Source organism: Bradyrhizobium centrosematis, assembly GCF_045571495.1.
Lineage (GTDB): Bacteria > Pseudomonadota > Alphaproteobacteria > Rhizobiales > Xanthobacteraceae > Bradyrhizobium > Bradyrhizobium centrosematis.
Window position 1 is genome coordinate 5,379,743 of the sequence record NZ_CP120703.1, and the last position, 16,649, is coordinate 5,396,391.

Annotated in this window: 16 protein-coding genes; 7 read left to right on the forward strand and 9 right to left on the reverse strand. The window is 63.8% G+C overall.

Features of this window, described 5'->3' with window-relative positions; genetic code table 11:
• Positions 1-57 precede the first annotated feature (57 nt).
• The gene (locus P6U31_RS25690) at positions 58-1,794 is read left to right on the forward strand and encodes a protein kinase domain-containing protein (protein ID WP_407184553.1); all 1,737 of its coding nucleotides are present in this window, start codon (positions 58-60) and stop codon (positions 1,792-1,794) included.
• A gap of 15 nt (positions 1,795-1,809) precedes the next feature.
• On the opposite strand, the gene P6U31_RS25695 is transcribed toward P6U31_RS25690, so the two are convergent.
• Positions 1,810-2,727 carry an intradiol ring-cleavage dioxygenase gene (locus P6U31_RS25695; RefSeq protein ID WP_407184554.1) on the reverse strand — a complete coding sequence of 306 codons (918 nt, stop codon included), beginning with the start codon at positions 2,725-2,727 and terminating at the stop codon, positions 1,810-1,812.
• 161 nt (positions 2,728-2,888) lie between these two features.
• Between P6U31_RS25695 and P6U31_RS25700 the strand changes: the two genes are divergently transcribed.
• Positions 2,889-4,163 carry a serine hydrolase domain-containing protein gene (locus tag P6U31_RS25700; RefSeq protein ID WP_407184555.1) on the forward strand — a complete coding sequence of 425 codons (1,275 nt, stop codon included), beginning with the start codon at positions 2,889-2,891 and terminating at the stop codon, positions 4,161-4,163.
• A gap of 51 nt (positions 4,164-4,214) precedes the next feature.
• On the opposite strand, the gene P6U31_RS25705 is transcribed toward P6U31_RS25700, so the two are convergent.
• The 3 genes from P6U31_RS25705 to P6U31_RS25715 form a co-directional block, all read right to left on the reverse strand.
• Complete coding sequence (locus tag P6U31_RS25705) at positions 4,215-5,534, reverse strand: TRAP transporter large permease (RefSeq protein WP_407184556.1); 1,320 nt, start codon at positions 5,532-5,534, stop codon at positions 4,215-4,217.
• Positions 5,531-6,046 (reverse strand): TRAP transporter small permease, encoded by a 516-nt coding sequence (locus P6U31_RS25710; protein ID WP_407184557.1) that lies wholly within the window; start codon positions 6,044-6,046, stop codon positions 5,531-5,533. Before P6U31_RS25710 ends, P6U31_RS25705 begins: the two co-directional genes overlap by 4 nt.
• An 82-nt stretch (positions 6,047-6,128) precedes the next feature.
• Positions 6,129-7,127 carry a TRAP transporter substrate-binding protein gene (locus tag P6U31_RS25715; RefSeq protein WP_407184558.1) on the reverse strand — a complete coding sequence of 333 codons (999 nt, stop codon included), beginning with the start codon at positions 7,125-7,127 and terminating at the stop codon, positions 6,129-6,131.
• A gap of 505 nt (positions 7,128-7,632) precedes the next feature.
• Between P6U31_RS25715 and P6U31_RS25720 the strand changes: the two genes are divergently transcribed.
• On the forward strand, positions 7,633-9,090 hold the full coding sequence (locus P6U31_RS25720; protein ID WP_407189944.1) for a sensor histidine kinase: 1,458 nt from the start codon (positions 7,633-7,635) through the stop codon (positions 9,088-9,090).
• A 13-nt stretch (positions 9,091-9,103) separates the two neighbouring features.
• Here the strand turns inward: P6U31_RS25720 and P6U31_RS25725 are convergent, their stop codons facing one another.
• Positions 9,104-9,835 (reverse strand): cytochrome c biogenesis CcdA family protein, encoded by a 732-nt coding sequence (locus tag P6U31_RS25725; protein ID WP_407184559.1) that lies wholly within the window; start codon positions 9,833-9,835, stop codon positions 9,104-9,106.
• Between the two features lie 205 nt (positions 9,836-10,040).
• A complete protein-coding gene (locus tag P6U31_RS25730; RefSeq protein ID WP_407184560.1) occupies positions 10,041-10,307 on the reverse strand; it encodes a hypothetical protein in 267 nt (88 codons plus the stop codon).
• Between the two features lie 483 nt (positions 10,308-10,790).
• On the opposite strand from P6U31_RS25730, the gene P6U31_RS25735 reads away from it, so the two are divergent.
• The 4 genes from P6U31_RS25735 to P6U31_RS25750 all read left to right on the forward strand — a co-directional run bounded on the left by P6U31_RS25735 (position 10,791) and on the right by P6U31_RS25750 (position 13,770).
• Positions 10,791-11,840, forward strand: coding sequence for a LysR family transcriptional regulator (locus tag P6U31_RS25735; RefSeq protein ID WP_128924405.1), 1,050 nt, complete (start codon positions 10,791-10,793; stop codon positions 11,838-11,840).
• A 29-nt stretch (positions 11,841-11,869) separates the two neighbouring features.
• Complete coding sequence (locus P6U31_RS25740) at positions 11,870-12,241, forward strand: helix-turn-helix domain-containing protein (protein ID WP_020608151.1); 372 nt, start codon at positions 11,870-11,872, stop codon at positions 12,239-12,241.
• A 323-nt stretch (positions 12,242-12,564) separates the two neighbouring features.
• Positions 12,565-13,386, forward strand: a complete 822-nt coding sequence (locus P6U31_RS25745) for an enoyl-CoA hydratase (RefSeq protein WP_407184561.1) — start codon at positions 12,565-12,567, stop codon at positions 13,384-13,386.
• A gap of 102 nt (positions 13,387-13,488) precedes the next feature.
• A complete protein-coding gene (locus P6U31_RS25750) occupies positions 13,489-13,770 on the forward strand; it encodes a hypothetical protein (protein WP_407184562.1) in 282 nt (93 codons plus the stop codon).
• A 114-nt stretch (positions 13,771-13,884) separates the two neighbouring features.
• On the opposite strand, the gene P6U31_RS25755 is transcribed toward P6U31_RS25750, so the two are convergent.
• The 3 genes from P6U31_RS25755 to P6U31_RS25765 form a co-directional block, all read right to left on the reverse strand.
• On the reverse strand, positions 13,885-14,301 hold the full coding sequence (locus tag P6U31_RS25755; protein ID WP_407184563.1) for an ASCH domain-containing protein: 417 nt from the start codon (positions 14,299-14,301) through the stop codon (positions 13,885-13,887).
• 10 nt (positions 14,302-14,311) lie between these two features.
• A complete protein-coding gene (locus tag P6U31_RS25760; protein ID WP_407184564.1) occupies positions 14,312-15,391 on the reverse strand; it encodes an isocitrate/isopropylmalate dehydrogenase family protein in 1,080 nt (359 codons plus the stop codon).
• 167 nt (positions 15,392-15,558) lie between these two features.
• Positions 15,559-16,626 carry an alcohol dehydrogenase gene (locus P6U31_RS25765; protein WP_407184565.1) on the reverse strand — a complete coding sequence of 356 codons (1,068 nt, stop codon included), beginning with the start codon at positions 16,624-16,626 and terminating at the stop codon, positions 15,559-15,561.
• Positions 16,627-16,649 lie beyond the last annotated feature (23 nt).

Here is a 16,649-nt window from a genome sequence, read left to right on the forward strand (position 1 = left end):
AATCCGTCTCGACAGGGGAGCCTTGTCCGAGCAGGGTGAGGCTCCCCTCTCCCGGTGATGACGATGACCCGCGGACTCCTGATTTCGGTCGGCCAGTACTCCGATAGGGGTCGCAAGCCTGTCAATCAGGATTTCCACGGCGTCCTCATTCCCGAGGAGCCGTTGCTCGGCCTGAAGGGAATCGCTGCGGTCCTCGCCGACGGCATCTCGAGCAGCACGGTGAGCCAGATCGCCAGCGAATCGGCGGTCAAGAGCTTCCTGATGGACTATTACTGCACGTCGGAATCCTGGACGGTGAAGACGTCCGCCCGCCGCGTGCTGAACGCCACCAATTCCTGGCTGCACGCGCAGACGCGCAAGAGCCAATACGCCTACGACCGCGACAAGGGCTACGTCTGCACCCTCAGCGCCATGGTCATCAAGGCGACCACCGCGCACATCTTCCATGTCGGCGACTGCCGCATCTACCGCGTCGCCGGCAAGGCGCTCGAGCAGCTGACCGACGATCACCGAATCATCGTGTCGTCGGAGCAGACCTATCTCGGCCGCGCGCTCGGCATCAATCCGCAGCTCGAGATCGACTACCAGGCGTTCGAGATCGAGGCCGGCGACATCTTCCTGCTGGCGACCGACGGCGCCTATGAATTCGTCGACGCGCGCTTCGTCACGAGCGCGCTGAGCGAGCACGCAGCCGACCTTGACGGAGCGGCAAAGGCAATCGTCGAGGAGGCCTACCGGCGCGGCAGCGACGACAACATCACCGTCCAGATCATCCGGATCGATGCGGTGCCGGAGGAGGAATCCGGCGTCTTCGATCGGAGATCGGCGCTGCCGCTGCCGCCGCTGCTGGAGCCGCGGGCGATGTTCGACGGCTACCGGATCGTCCGCGAGATCCACGGTAGCAGCCGCAGCCATATCTATCTCGCCGTCGATGCGGACACTGAAGAGACGGTCGCGCTCAAGATTCCATCGATCGACCTGCGCGACAACGCCGCCTATCTGAAACGTTTTCTGATGGAGGAATGGATCGCACGGCGGATCGACAGTCCGTACGTGCTCAAGCCGCGGTCGCGATCGACGCGGCGCAACTATCTCTACGTCGCGACCGAGTTCGTCGAGGGGCAGACGCTGAGGCAGTGGATGCTCGACAATCCCCGTCCCGATCTGGAGACGGTGCGCAGGATCATCGAGCAGATCGCCACGGGGCTTCGCGCCTTCCACCGGATGGAGATGCTGCACCAGGATCTCAGGCCCGATAACGTCCTGATCGACAAGACCGGCACCGCGAAGATCATCGACTTCGGATCGGTCAGGGTCGCAGGCGTCGCCGAGGCCGCGCCGAGATCGGCCGACGCGGAAATTCTCGGCACGGTCCAGTACACGGCGCCGGAATATTTCCTCGGCGAAGGCGGATCGCCCCGGTCCGACATGTTCTCATTGGCGGCGATCTGCTACCACATGCTTACCGGGCATCTTCCTTACGGCGCCCAGCTTGCCAAAATCCGGGGCAGATCGGATGCGTGGAAATTGCAATACCGTCCCGCGATCGATGCCGAGCGGGGCATCCCGAGCTGGATCGATGGCGCGCTCAGGAAAGCGCTGCATCCCGATCCCTACAAGCGGCACGAGGACCTCTCCGAGTTCGTGTTCGAACTCAGAAATCCCAATCCGGCCTATCTCGCGACGCGGACCACGCCACTTCTGGAGCGCAATCCGCTGCTGTTCTGGAAGCTGACCACGGCGGTGCTGGCCTGCGCCGTCATCGTGCTGCTCGCCGTGCTCCGGCTGCGATAGCCGGACAAACCCGGATCACGCCGGCTCCGCTGTCTTCACCCCCAGCGGCTTCGGCGCCATGCCGCTTCCGGGCTTGAGGTGGAATTCGTAGGTCATCAGATGCCACTGCCCGTTCGCCTTGGTGCCGTCGGGCATCTCAGCGTCGGTGCGCGGCTCGACCTTGGCGATGAGGTCGTCCTTGACGCCGAACACCACGTCGGAATCCAGATATTTGTCGCCGCCGATGAAGACATGGGTGATCAGTGGCTCATAGCCTTTCGCGTTGACCAGGAAATGCACATGTGCGGGGCGCATCGGATGGCGGTTGGTCTGCACGATCATCTCACCGACCGGGCCGTCGGTCGGGATCGGATAGCTGCACGGCAGGATGGTGCGGAAGAAGAAGCGGCCGTCGTTATCGGTGATGAAGCGCGCCCGCGCCGAGGCCCCGACCTCATCGTAATTCGCCTTCTGTGAATCGTAGAAGCCGTCATCGTCGGCATGCCAGACGTCGACGGGGACGTTCGCGAGCGGCTTGCCCTTCAAATCCGTGACGCGGCTCTGCACGAACATCCGCTCGCCGGTCTGGTTGTTCGGAGAAATATCCGTGCCGTGGGCTGTCACCTTGTGCTCGCCCACATAGAACGGGCCGAGCACGGTGGTCTCGGTGGCGCCCTCGCGATCCCTGTGGTTGACCGCGTCGACCAGCATGGACACGCCGAGCACGTCGGACAGGAGAATGAATTCCTGGCGCGTGTCGGTGCATTTCTGCCCGGTGCGGGTCAGGAAATTGATCGCGTAGTCCCATTCCTCGAAGGTCAGCCCGGTCTTGCTCACGTAATCGTGCAGCGACTTGACCAATTCCTGGAGCAGGAATTTCGCGCGCGGATTCGGCGTATTGTCGAAGCTCTTGACGACGGCTTCGGTGAGATCGGTCTCGTTGAACTGGGTCATAAGCGTTTGCCCTCGCGTTTTTGTCGTTGGCCCCGGCGGGCTGCCTGGAAGCGTTGGAGGGTCAGCCTACACCAACCGGCAGGGTCGCGTTAAGCGCAACCGGCTTGGAATGGAGCCGCTATTTCGCTATCAACTTTCCGACAAACTGCCCGGAGGAACTGATGCTCGCGCCCGCCCCCGCCTCGCCTGAATCCGTCGGCATGTCCAAGGCCGCGCTCGAACGCGTCGATGCGCATCTGAAGAGCCGGTACATCGATGCCGGCCGCTTCCCGGGCACGCATCTTCTGGTCTACCGCCGCGGCAAGGTCGCGCACAGCTCGGTTCAGGGCTTTGCCGATGTCGAGCGCAAGCTGCCGGTCAAGGATGATACCATCTACCGCATCTATTCCATGACCAAGCCGCTCACCAGCGTCGCTTTCATGATGCTGGTCGAGCAAGGCCTGGTCGCGATCGACGAACCCGTCGCCAAATACATTCCGGAATGGAAGGATCTCGGCGTCTTCGTCGCCGGTACCTATCCGGCCTTCCTGACCCGGCCGCCGTCCCGGCCGATGCTGATCGTCGACCTCTTGCGCCACACCGCCGGCCTCACCTACGGCTTCCAGCAGCGCTCCAATGTCGATGCCGCCTATCGCAGTGAGAAGATTGGCGAGGTCGAGAAGTCAGGCACGCTCCAAACCATGATCGAGGGCCTGGCGAAGATCCCGCTGGAATTCTCGCCGGGCGACTCGTGGAACTATTCCGTCGCGACCGACGTGATCGGCTATCTCATCGGCAAGATCTCGGGCATCCCCTTCGAGCAGTTCCTCAAAGAGCGCATCCTCGACCCGCTCGGCATGTCCGACACCGACTTCCACGTCCCGGCCTCAAAGGCGCATCGCTTTGCGGCCTGCTATTCCGCCGATCCCGGCGGCGGCATGACCTTCCATGCCGGCCAGCGACGCGAGGGCCTGACGCTTCAGGACGATCCGACGACGAGCTCGTTCCTGTCGCCGCCCTCGTTCATTTCCGGCGGCGGCGGCCTGTGCTCGACGGTCGCCGACTATCTCACCTTCTGCCGCGCGCTGCTCAATGGCGGCGAGCTCGGCGGTGTCAGGCTGATCGGCCCGAAGACGCTGGCGCTGATGACGACCAACCACATTCCGGGCGGCCGTGCGCTGCCGGAAGTCTCGCGCTCGCTGTTCTCGGAAGCCACTTACAACGGCATCGGCTTCGGTCTCGGCTTCGCCGTCACCATGCGCCCGGCCGAGACGCTGATCGCCGGTAGCCCCGGCGAATATAATTGGGGCGGTGCGGCCACCACTTCGTTCTGGATCGACCCGGCCGAGGAGCTGATTGCGATCTTCATGACGCAGGTGCTGCCGTCGAGCGCCTATCCGATCCGGCGCGAGCTGCGCAGCATGGTTTACGCCGCGATCACCGAGAGCAACCTCTAACGGCCGCCGCGATCCCGCGGCTGTCGGCCGCGGGATCTCCCCATCACATGCTCATCTGAGCATCTCCGGCACGATCAGGCGCGGCAGGAACAGCGAGACGCTGGGCCAGACGATGACGGCCGCGAGCACGAGCAGCATCGGGATCAGCATGATCACCGTATCCTTCAGCGCATAGCGTAGCCGGACGCCGGCGATCGAACAGGCGATCATCAGGCACAGGCCGTAGGGCGGCGTCACCAGCCCGAAGGCCAGTGACACGATGGAAATGATCGCGAACTGGACCGGATGAAGCTCGACCGACTTGGCGAGCGGCTCCAGCACGGTGCCGACGATGATGATGGCCGGGATGGCGTCGAGGAAGCAGCCCACCACCAGGAAGCAGAAGGAGATGAAGAAGCCGGCCGTGAGGGTGCCCATGCCCCATGTCGAGACGTTGGCCAGCAGCTCCTGCGGGATCCTGTAATAGGCAAGCAGCCAGCCGAACGCGCTGGCGGTGCCGACGCAAAACAGCGCTACGCCGGCAAGGCGCCCGGTATCGAGCAAGGCCTTGTACAATTCGCGCAGGCCCGTCTCGCGGTAGAAGAACGTGGAGAGCATCACGGAATAAAGCACGGCGACGCAGGCGGACTCGGTTGCGGTGAACCAGCCGAGCAGAATGCCGCCGACGATGATGAACGGCGTCATCAGCGCAGGTATCGACCGCCAAATGGCGCATCGCATCTCGACCCAGGTCGCCTTCGGATAGGTCGGGTAGCCGCGGCGCACGGCATAGACGTGCACCGTCGCCATCTGCGCGCCCGCGATCAGCAGGCCCGGCACGATCCCGGCGAGATACATCGCCGCAATCGAGGTCGAGATCAGGCCGCCCCACACGATCATCAGGATCGAGGGTGGGATGATGACTGCAAGCACCGCGGAGACTGCGGTGATGGCGATGGAGAACGAAAGATCGTAACCCTCCTTGGTCTGCGCATCGATGAATATCTTGGACTGGCTCGCCGCATCGGCAGTGGAGGAGCCCGAGATGCCTGCAAAGAACACCGACAGTACGACGTTGATCTGCGCCAGCGATCCCGGCCAATGCCCGACCATGGAGCGCGACAGCGCCACCAGGCGGTCGGTGATGCCGCCGATGCTCATCAGGTTCGCCGTCAGGAGGAAGAACGGCACTGCGAGCAGGATGAACGAGTTGTACGCGTTGAACGTCTCCTGCGCGAGCATCATCAGCGACAGGCGCGGTTCGATCAAAAGGATCGGCACGCAGGCAAGGCCGAGCGCGAATGCCACAGGCACGCGCACGATGAGCAGGCCGATGAAGACCCCGAACAGCACCATCGCGGCCTGTCCGGCAGAGAGTACATTGCCGCTCATCGCCCTACCCCGACCAGAACGCGCATTTCATCAAGGATCTGTTCGCCCGCAAACACGATCCAGGTCACGCCGGCCACCGGCCAGGCGACGTGGATCAGCCAGAGTGGCAGATCAGCCAGCTCCGACGTCCTGTTCCAGGCGAAACGTGTGAATTCGATTCCGGCCCACACAAACACGATCGCCAGCGCCAGCACGCCGAGCCGCGCGATGATCCGCACCGCGGCCTCCGACCGCCGCGACAGGTCGGGCCACACGTCGACCTCGAAATGCTGCGCCTCGCGGATGCCCACCATGGCGCCGATCATGATCGTCCAGACGAACAGGAATCGCGCCATCTCCTCGGTCCAGATGTAAGAGGGAATGAAGGGCGTGTAGCGCGAGATGATTTGCAGCGTGACCGGAACGACCAGGATGCCGACGCAGGCGGCCAGCAGGAATTCCAGCAATTTCGCATAGGCCGCGGTGACGCGACGCCACAGCGACGGTGTGGACGGGACGTGCGTTTCGGACATTGGAGCTCCGTACGGCGCTCATCCGCCAATTCCGGGCAGGAAGCGGGGCCTGCCCGGAATGCTATCGGCGGACAGAACGACCTCAGACGACGTTGATCTTCTCGAAAATGCCCTCCGCGCCGATTTCCTTGGCGTAGGTGGCCATCACGGGGTCGGCGAGCTTCTTCATGGCGTCGCGCTCCTCGAACGGGACGCGCTTGAGCTTGCCGGCCTTCTCCAGCGTGTCGAGCTTGACGACCTCCTCGCTCGATTCGAGCTGGCGGCCGTAATCGCCGGCCTCCTTGCCGGCCTTCATGATCGCGTCCTGCAGATCCTTCGGCAGGGTCTTCAACGTCTTCACCGAGAAGCAGATCGGCCGGATCGACACGGCGTGCTGGGTCAGGTTGAGATGCGGAGCCACCTCGTAGAACTTCATCGCCTCGACGCCGGCCGCCTCGTTCTCGCCTGCCGATATCACCCCGTTCTGGATCGCGTTGTAGATCTCGTTATAGGCGATCACGGTCGGGCTCATGCCGACGGCCGCAAAGGTCTTCGACCAGATCGGCGCGCCCTGCACGCGGACCTTGAGACCCTTGAGATCGGCGAGATTCTTGAGCGGCTTGTTGGCGAAGATGTTGCGGATGCCGCCGCCGGCATAGCCGATCAGCACGACCTCGGCCTTCGCCGCGACCTCGTCGGCGATCGGCGCCAGGATATTGGCTTCGACGACCTTGTTCATGTGCTCGATGCCCTTGAACACGAAGGGCGCATCGATGAACGGGGCGGCCTTGGCGAAGGTCGACATGTGAGCCGGCGAGACGATGCCGTAATCGACCGCCTTACCTTGCGACATGTACTCGAAATACTGCTTCTCGAGGCCGAGCGAGGAATTCTTGTGCAGGGTGAAATTGACGGGCTTGCCGTAATACGTCTTCACCAGCTCCTCGAACCGGATCAGCGCCCGGTTGAAGGCGTGGTCATCGTTGAACTGCACGGCTCCGTTGAGCGTGATCGGAGCCTGCGCCCTGACGATCGACGGCATGCCGACCACGGCCGCCGCAGTGGTCGCACCGAAGCCAGCGAGGAATGATCTTCGCTTCATGGTCTCCCCTCCCTTTGATCCTCCGCCCCTGTCGCCGGGGCGTGAGCGCAGCCGGTATGCGGCTTGCGAGAGGGAAGCGTATGAAAAAGCTCGGCCGGACGAAAGTCATTTCGCCCGCGTTGCTGGGACTCCTTCGTCGGAGAACATTCCTGCCACAACCCTGTTGCACTGCAACCCGGGCTACTTATGGCACGCAATTCCTCAATTCTCTTCGAGGACGCGACCGGTGCCGCAAGCATTAGCGCGGCCGGGCTCAGTCTCGGCCGTCTTCGCCATGTGTCCACTATTGACCATATCAGCACGCGCCGAAGCACAGCACGTATCGGCGAGGCAGCAAGATTCCGTTTTGCCCTTGCCGCCAGATGCGAAAATCGTGGCGCCATGCAGGCCCCGCCCGTATGGTCTTGCCAAAATCATGATCCGGCGCGGCTGCGCCGGAATCGGGACGCCCGCGTTGTCAAAGCTCACCCTGCCGGTCCGCCTCGCTCTCCTGGTCACGGGAACGATGTTGCCGCTGATCGTCTTTGCGGTCGGTATCGTCGTCTACAATTACACGCAGGATCGCAACGATGCGACGCGCCGCGTGCTGGAGAACGTGCGCAGCATGCGCCTGGTGCTGGATTCCGAGGTGCAGCGGATGACCGGCGGGCTGCAGGTCCTGGCGCTGACGAATTCGCTGCGCAACGACGACTTTGAAACCTTCCGGCGCATCGCGCTCGGTTTCGTCGAGCAGTACGGCAGGGGCGGCCTCGTGCTGATCTCGGACCGCAAGGGCCGGCTGTTGTTTTCCTCCGCGACGGAGGACATCGCAAGCGTGCCGCCGCGCGGCCATCTCGAGACCATCGAGAGGGTCTTTACGACCAAATCGCCGCAATATTCGGACCTGTTCATCGGCGCGATTAATGGGCGGCAGGTGCTCACCGTCGAGGTCCCGGTGTTCCGCGACGGCGGGGTGGTCTACGATCTCTGCTTCAGTCCGCCGATCAGCATCTTTCAGGAGCTGGTTGAAAAGCAGCGGCCCGACCAGCTCTGGACCGTGTCGCTGCTCGACACCAAAGGCGTCGTGTTCGCGCGTGCGCCGAACCCGGGCGAGACGATCGGCAAGCAGGCTTCCGGCGCGCTCCACGACGCGATGTCTCGCACGTCGGAAGCGGCCCTTTCGACCGTCTCGCTCGATGGGATCGCGCTGTCCTCCGCCTTTACCAGGTCGCGCCTGACCGGCTGGACGGTCGTCGCCGGCGTTGCCGAGAGCTCGCTGATCGCGCCGCTCTGGCGCAACATCGCCATTACCAGCCTGATCGGCGGCATCCTGCTGCTGACCGGCCTGACCTTCGCGGTCAGGATGGCGACCACGATCGCGCGCGGCGAGATGCTGCACAATCTCCTGATCGAAGAGCTCAACCACCGCGTCAAGAACACGCTCGCCCTGATGCAGGCCATCGCGGTGCAAACCTTCCGCAGCGCCAGCCGGGACGAGCGGATCAAGTTCGAGGGACGGCTCGGCGCCCTGGCCGAGGCGCACAACCTTCTGAGCCAGGAGAAATGGGCGGGCTCCGAGCTCCGGGACGTGATCGTCCGCGTGCTTCAGCCGTTCGTGCTGAACAATCCCGATCGCATCCGCATGGCCGGCCCCGCCGTGCCGCTGTCGCCGCGGCTCGCCGTGGTGCTGTCGATGATCGTGCACGAGATCGCCACCAACGCCGCGAAATACGGTGCGCTGTCCAACGAGACCGGCCGGGTGATGCTCGACTGGGAGATCATCGCCGAGACGCCGAAGCCACGGCTGCGGCTGATCTGGACCGAGACCGGCGGACCGCCGGTGACGGCGCCGGTGCAGCGCGGCTTCGGCTCGCGCCTGATTGAGCGCAGCGCGCGGGACCAGCTCGGCGGCGAAGCAACCGTCGATTTCCTGCCGCGCGGCGTGATCTGCACCGTGGTCTGCACGCTGGACGACACGCGGTGAACGGACGAGGCCCCTACCCGATCGTCTGCAATGCCGGAAACGTCTCCAACAGCCAGATGCTCACATTCGAGACCGCGCCGGTGAGAAAGCCGATCCCGGTGATCACCATCAACACGCCCATGGCGCGCTCGACATTGACGAGGTGCCCCTTCATGCGCGCGAATAGTGCGGAGAACTGTTCGATCATCAGCGCGGCGATCAGGAAGGGGATGCCGAGACCTGCGGAATAGACCGCGAGCAGGCCGGCGCCCTTGGTCACCGTGGCTTCGGCCGCAGCGATCGAGAGGATCGCAGCAAGGATCGGACCGATGCAGGGGGTCCAGCCGAAGGCGAAGGCGAGGCCCATGATGTAGGCCCCCCAGAGCCCGACAGGCTTGCGAATCGGCAGCCGTCCCTCGCGCATCAACAGGCCGATGCGGGTCAAGCCGAGGAAATGCAGGCCCATGACGATGATGACGATGCCGGCGAGGATCGACAGCTCCGCCGACCAGGCCCGGATCAGCCCACCGATCAACGAGGCGCTGGCGCCGAGCGCGACGAATACCGTGGAGAAGCCCAGGACGAACAGCAGCGCCGACATCATGATCGCGCGCTTGGAGGCCGAGACCGGCTCGTCGCTCTCGACGTGTTCGATGGTGGCGCCGGTGAGATAGATCAGATAGGGCGGAACCAGCGGCAGGACGCAAGGCGAGAGGAAGCTGACGAGGCCGGCAATCAGCGCCGCCGGGATCGAAACATTTTGCATGATGCCGTCTGAGCCATCTCAGGTGCCGTTACGGCGCACGGGACATGCGCCCGGCCGGAACCGAACCGGCTCTGGTGTAGCCGATGCCGGAGAATGCGCAACAGAGGCGCACGGAACCAGGGCTCCTCCCGATGCCGTCTGCGATCACAGGTGCGGCATCGGGACGCGCGCAGACCTCGCCAAAAAGCGAGATTCGGCGGCGTGGCTACTTCACCACGCGGAGCAGCGGACGCCGGGGCTGGTCCTGCGTCTGCTTGAAAGGGGGTGGCGGCACGCTCGCTGCGCTCCGCAGCATTTCGTCGCACAGCGCCTTGAGATCGGCACTGTCTATTCCTTTGAGCTTCATCCTGACGTCGAGGATGACGATGGAGAGCAGCTCGGCCGACTCACGGCTGTTGCACGCGTTGAGAACCTTGCGGCACTCCTCGAGCGTTTCCAGCACCGACTGCAACTGTTCGTCTGAATGCGACACCGGCGTTCTTTCCGTTAATTCGGCCTGCGAGACGTGATGGTGACGACCCCCTCGGCCCCCATGGAATATCGAGGATAGCATGAGGCCGCTGAGCCTCCGAACCTGATTCCACCGGGTTTCTGCCGTGGAACCGCGGTTCCTGCCAACATCGCCCCGCTGCGCCGTCGGCCATGATCGAAACTGTCTGGGAGAAAACGCATGGCGCGTTGCGATTGATCCACCAAGGGAGGCCAAGCCGGCTCTCGCGCGGAGACGTTCATTGCGGACAGCGCCGACAATCCCGCAGCCAACTTAAGGCTCGCAACGGAACTCACGCCACACCCCTCATTCAGGCGAACAACCTGCCCGATTCCCAGCCGGTGGCAGCATCCAGATACCACCCACGAGGTAGTAAGGATGACGTTCAAAACTCATCATCCCCCAACCCGCAGTGGTTGTGGTTTGCGCCAGATTCTGCCAGTTTAGCCGCCCGAAGGGAATTGTATGCACTCCTTGGCGGAAAGGGGCGTTCCTCTGGCGGAACGCCCAAAGACAAATCTCAGCGGCCTCTCGGATTGGGATGCGGCCCGCATATTTCTTGAAGTCGTCCGATGCGGAAGCTTCCGATCGGCGGCCGAACGCCTGTCGCTGTCGATCAACGCCGTGCGCCGGCGAATCGACGATTTCGAACGCCAGACCGGCACCACGCTGTTCACCCGCGACGTCCACGGCACCCATCTGACGGATGAAGGTGCGCTGGTGGTGTCCGCCGTCGAGCGCATGGAGGCTGCCACCTTCGACGTGCTGCGCGCGAGCGATTCGATGGCCAACGCCCTGTCCGGCGAGGTCCGCGTCGCCGTCACCGAGGGGCTCGGCACGTTCTGGCTCGCCCCGCGCCTGGTTGAATTCCAGCAGGCCTATCCGAAGATCCTGGTCGACCTGCACTGCGCGATGCGCTCGGCCGACGTCTCGCGCCACGAGGCCGACGTCGCCATCCATCTCTCCCGTCCCTCGGCGCTCGATATCAAGCTGGTGCGGCTCGGCCGCATGCATCTGATGTTCTGGGCCTCCGAGAAATATATCGAAAAGCATGGCGCGCCGCGTTCGGCGGCGGAGTTGATCAAGCACCGCCTGGTGCTGCAATTCGCCGACCAGCTCGCCGCCAAGGAATCCTTCGAAAGCTTCTTCCCGGGCGTTTCGGAACGTGACCTTCTGGTCATGAAGACCAACGTCTCAAGCGCCAACTATTGGGCGGTCGCGAATGGCGCCGGCATCGGCGTCTTCCCCAGCTACGCCATTGCGCTTGGCGGGAAGTTGATTCCACTTGAGGTCGAGCTGAACCGACCGCTGGATATCTGGTTGTCCTACCATCCCGGTAGCGGCCGGATTCCGCGCGTGCGGCACATGATTGATTGGCTGATCGAGGCTTTCAATCCGGCTCGCTTCCCGTGGTTTAAGGAAGAATTCGTGCACCCGCATGAATTCAGGCACTCGTATATGGGCGAACCCCTGACCCAGCTCTTCGGGGGATTTTCAACCGAAGAACAAAGGTGAAAACAGAGATGAAAGCAGCGGCGAAAAGAATGAAGCAGCGCAGCGCCGGCAAGCCGGATATCGAGCTTGGCAAGCGGATCCGTCTGCGGCGCGTCGAGATGAAGATCTCGCAGGCCGAGCTCGGCGAAAAGCTCGGCGTCAGCTTCCAGCAGGTCCAGAAGTACGAGAAGGGCGTCAATCGCGTCGGCGCGGCTCGGCTCCAGCAGATTGCTTCCGCCCTCGACGTGCCCGTGACCTTCTTCTACGACGGCGACAACAAGGCGCGCGAAGTCGAGAGCCTGCTGTTCCTCGATTCGGCCTTCAGCCTCCGCCTGCTGCGCGCCTACAGCAAGATCAAGGACCAGACGGTTCAGCGGCAGCTCGTCTCGCTGATGGAATCGATCGCAGCCAACGAAAGCTGAGATCGACCGACGGTCCGTCTTGGCCGCCGATCTTCAATCCGCCGCGTCACAGGGGCGCGGCCGGATTGAACGGGACCGGAACGCATGTCATTGCGTCCGTCTTGGCCCGCGCGCTTTCCGCGCGCGGCCTTTGCTTCCAGGGGCGGTCTGACCGCCCTTTTTTGTTGTCGAATGGCCGCCATTCCTCCCTGTGTCGCGAACGTCGTCCCATCGCCGCCATGCAATGGCGGCACAGGCGGATGCAGGCCTCCTCGTCTGCCGCCGTTGACCGCGGTAACGCCCCCGCAGCACATTGCACCTTGCCCATGATGAGCGAGCGCGCGATGCCTGACATGTCCAGCACGAACGAAACACCTTACGCCGACGGCAAGATCCTCAAGCACACAGCCGGCGGCGTCGGCGTGATCACCTTCAACAACCCCGACAAGCGCAACGCGATGTCGCTGGAGATGTGGGAGGGATTTGGCGAGGCGCTGACGGCTCTGCGCGACGACGAGACGGTACGCGTCGTGATCCTGCGCGGTGCCGGCGGCAAGGCCTTCGTCTCCGGCGCCGACATCAGCCAGTTCGAGAAGGTCAGGCACAACGCGGCGGCGTCCGAGGAATACGGCAGGCGCAGCGCCGTCCAGCGCGCCCTGCTCGCCGACTATCCCAAGCCGACGATCGCCTGCATCGACGGCTATTGTCTCGGCGGGGGCATGCAGGTCGCCATGCTCGCCGACATCCGTCTCGCCTCGCATGGCAGCCAGTTCGGCATTCCCGCAGCAAAACTCGGCATCGCCTATGGCTATGACGGCCTGCGGCATCTGGTGTCGCTGGTCGGCCCGTCCTGGGCGCGCCTGTTGATGTACACGGGCATGCGGATCGATTCCGCCGAGGCGCTGCGCATTGGCCTCGTCGAACGCGTGTTTCCAGTCGACGAGCTCTGGGGCGAGACCATGACGATTGCCGAGACGATCTCGCAGAACGCCCCGCTCGCGATCAAGGCCGCCAAGATCACCATTGCGCAGGTGCTCAAGGACGAGAGCCAGCGCGACATGGAGGCAGTCAAGGCGATCGGCAATGCCTGCATGGACAGCGCGGATTTTCGCGAGGGCCGGCAGGCTTTCATGGAGAAGCGGAAGCCGCGGTTCCAGGGGAAGTAGCTGAACCTTCATTCACGAAGATTAAATTCTTTGCGCGGCCCGCTGCGGTAGCAACCAGTTGATCCACCGATAGTTCTCCCGCCACCAATGAGGGAGATCGCAATGACATTTAAATTTGCTGTTCTTGGTCTGGCTGCCATTGGCGGTGTGGCGCTTGCCTCGGGACCGGCGCTCGCGGCGATGCCGAACGGCATTCCGCAGGCGGACCAGATCGCAAAGGGCCCCGCTGCCGAGGTCGACCAGGTGCGCTGGGTCTGCAACCCCTGGGGCCGCTGCTGGTGGCGCCCGAACTATTACGGCGCTTATGGCTATTATGGCGGCCCGCGCCGGTTTTACGGACCGCGCCCATGGGGCTGGGGCTATCGCCACTGGCACCGCTGGTGAATTGAAGGGGGCCGCAAGGCCCCCTTTTCGTCGAAGGCGTTTGATCACCAAAGCGCTCGGTCCAGATAGCCAGCTTCCGGAACGAGGAAGGCGATCATCGCCGGCTAAAGTCAGCTATGGTTCCGTTGGCGGCGGCTCCCCAAACACCTCGATCAGTCGAAAGCGCTCGCACATGAGCATCATGTCTTCGCTGAATCGTCCGAGCCGGCCGAAATAGCTGCGATGAGCGCTGCGCCAATGGGCCAGGCTACGATCGCCTTCGCCCTCGTCATAGGCAAAGGCGGCGTCGACCTCATGAAAGCGCCGATATGTGATCTCGGTACTTTCGATGACGCAGCGCGGCTCTCCCCGTCCATCGAGCACGACCCAGCGTTCGCCGGGCGTAGACGTGTTCGGCTCGTCTTCCGTGCTGCAGGTTGCGGTCTTGATGCCCCTGACGACGAGATCGAGCAATTCGTCCGCGAGCCTGGGACTGTCGCCGAAAGCAAACGTCCGGAGGTGTCGATGGCGTTCGGGGACCTGCCTACTCATCCAGTTCCTTTCAGAGTGCAGCAATCACCGCCTTGGCAATATCCGCCGTGCCATTGCTGCCGCCGAACTCCATCGGCTTGATGCCGCCGGCATAGACCTGGTCCACCGCACGCTCGATCGTCTCGCCGGCTTCCGCCGCGCTCTCGACGCCGTGCTTGTCGGCGAGCCAGTCGAGCATCATCGCCGCCGACAGGATCATGCCGGTGGGGTTGGCCTTGCCCTGCCCCATGATGTCGGGGGCGGTGCCGTGGCACGGCTGGAACACCGCGTATTTGTCGCCGATGTCGGCCGACGGCGCCATGCCGAGGCCGCCAATCAGGCTCGCAGTGATGTCGGAGACGATGTCGCCGAACATGTTCTCCATCACCATCACGTCGAAATCCCAGGGCCGCTTGACCAGCATCGCCGAGCAGGCGTCGACATAGAGCCGGTCGGTCTTCACCCCTGGATGCTTCTTCTCGATCTCATCGAAGATGCCGCGGAAGAACGCGAACGCCTTGAACACGTTTGCCTTGTCGACGCAGGTGAGCATTCCCGGCTTCCCGCGCGCCTTGCGCCGCTCGGCGAGGCGGAACGAGAACTCGAACAGGCGTTCGGAGGTTTTGCGCGTGATCACCATGGTCTCGCGCGCCTCCTCATGGGTGACGACGCCCTTGCCCATCGAGGCGAACAGGCCCTCGGTGGATTCGCGGATCACGACCAGATCGATGCCGCGCTGGTCGGCACCCACGATGGGGCTCGGCACGCCGGGAATGAGGCGCGCCGGCCGCACGCCGGCATAGAGATCGAAGATGAAACGCAACTCGATCTGCGGCGCGATCTCGGTGTTGTCGGGATAGCGCACCGACGGCAGGCCGCAGGCCCCGAGCAGGATCGCATCCGCCTCCTCGCAGAGCTTGATCGTTGAGTCCGGCATCGACTCGCCGGTCGCGAGATAATTGTTGGCGCCGGCCGGCGCCTCGGTGAAGCGGAAGCCGAGACCGGATTTTTCGCCTACCTTGCGCAGCACCTCGAGCGCCGGTGCCATGACTTCGGGGCCGATACCGTCACCGGCGAGCACGGCAATGTGGAAGGCGTTGTTCGCGGACATGGGGGTTCCTGCGTGAAGGTCAGAGTGATCTCGTCATTGCGAGGAGCTCTTGCGACGAAGCAATCCAGACTATGTCAGCGGAGGGATCTCTGGATTGCTTCGCGGAGCCTGTCATCGGGCCGCGCTCTGCGCGGACCCGGTGGCTCGCAATGACGGTAGAGTTGTTACTACGGCGTCAGCACCGTGCGTCCGACCACCGCGCCCTGCTGCAACTGCAGCAGCGCGTCGTTGGCCCTGGCGAGCGGGGCGGTCGTCACCGGGATCGGCGGCACCTTCTTGCTGCGCACGAGATCGAGCAGCTCCTGCGTCTCGCGCAAATTGCCGACATAGCTGCCCTGGATCGTCACCGCCTTGATGGGAATCAGCGGCAGCGCCCAGGTCGCGCCGCCGCCGAACAGGCCGACGATGACGAGCTTGCCGCCCTTGGTCAGGCAGTCAAAACCGAGCTGCGTCGTGGCGGCATTGCCGACGAGGTCGATCACGGCGCGGATCGGGCCGCCCGCCTTCTTGGCAAGCTGCTCCAGCGCATCCGGCGCCTTGGGATCGACGGTTGCGAGTGCACCGGCCTTCTCGGCCGCCTCGCGCTTCCTGGCGTCGATGTCGACCATGATCGCGCCCTTGCCGCCCATCGCCTTCAAGAGCGACAGCGCCATCAGGCCGAGGCCGCCGGCGCCGAACATCACGATCGGCGTGTCGAAATGCTGCTCGACCTTCTTCAGCGCGCTGTAGGTGGTGACGCCGGAGCAGGCATAGGGCGCGGTCGTCGCCGGGTCGAGCCCTCTTAGATTGAGCAGGTAACGCGGATGCGGCACCAGCATGTGATCGGAATAGCCGCCGTCGCAATAGACCCCGAGCGAGCGTGGCGTCAGGCACATGTTCTCGTCGCCAGCAAGGCACGTGGCGCATTTGCCGCACCCGATCCAGGGATAGACCAGGCCGACATCGCCGATCTTGAGATCGCCCTGGTCGGTCGGCTTCACGTCGGGACCGAACGCCAGCACCTCGCCGACGGTCTCGTGCCCCATCGTCAGCGGCAAATTGATGCCGCGGTCCTTCAGCGACAGCGGCTTGCGGCCATGGCCGAGATCGTAGCCGCCTTCCCAGATGTGGAGATCGCTGTGACAGACACCGGCCGCTTTCACCTTGATCAGCACCTGCGTGCCCGACGGCTGCGGCGTCGCCTCGTCGACCTCCTGCAGCGGCGCCTTGAAATCGGCAACCTTGAAACTTTTCATCGGCATCCTCCCGGCATGCTTGT